The sequence below is a fragment of the Pseudarthrobacter sp. NamE2 genome (assembly GCF_005796205.1).
In the GTDB taxonomy this organism is placed as follows: domain Bacteria; phylum Actinomycetota; class Actinomycetes; order Actinomycetales; family Micrococcaceae; genus Arthrobacter.
In genome coordinates this window covers 1-562 of the sequence record NZ_VAHN01000048.1, presented here as the reverse complement: position 1 = coordinate 562, position 562 = coordinate 1, and the positions used below count along the sequence as shown (strand labels likewise).

Here is a 562-nt window from a genome sequence, read left to right as displayed (position 1 = left end):
GCTCAACCTCACCGACGCCCTGGAACGCCGGATCGACTTCACCACCGACGAAGGCAAGGAATACAAGCTCCGACCCGCCGGCGAACTGCCCACCATCGTGGTCCGACCCCGCGGCTGGCACCTGCCCGAAAAGCACATGCTCATCGACGGCGAACCCATCGCCGGCGGCATCGTGGACTTCGGCCTGTACTTCTTCCACAACGCCCGACGCCTGCTCGCCCAGGGCAAGGGCCCCTACTTCTACCTGCCCAAGATCGAAAACCACCGCGAAGCCCGGCTCTGGAACGACATCTTCATCCTCGCCCAGGACCTCCTAAACATCCCGCAGGGCACCATCCGCGCCACCGTCCTGATCGAAACCATCACCGCAGCCTTCGAAATGGAGGAGATCCTCTACGAGCTGCGCGACCACGCCGCCGGCCTGAACGCCGGCCGCTGGGACTACATCTTCTCCATCATCAAAAACTTCCGCACCCGCGGCCCACGCTTCGTCCTCCCGGACCGCGCCCAGGTAACCATGACCGCCCCCTTCATGCGCGCCTACACCGAACAACTCGTCCGC

The 562-nt window shown here is 64.4% G+C and carries 1 pseudogene; it reads left to right on the top strand.

Annotated features, from left to right (window positions below):
• Positions 1-562, top strand: a pseudogene (locus FDW83_RS18950) (malate synthase A); the annotation flags it as partial.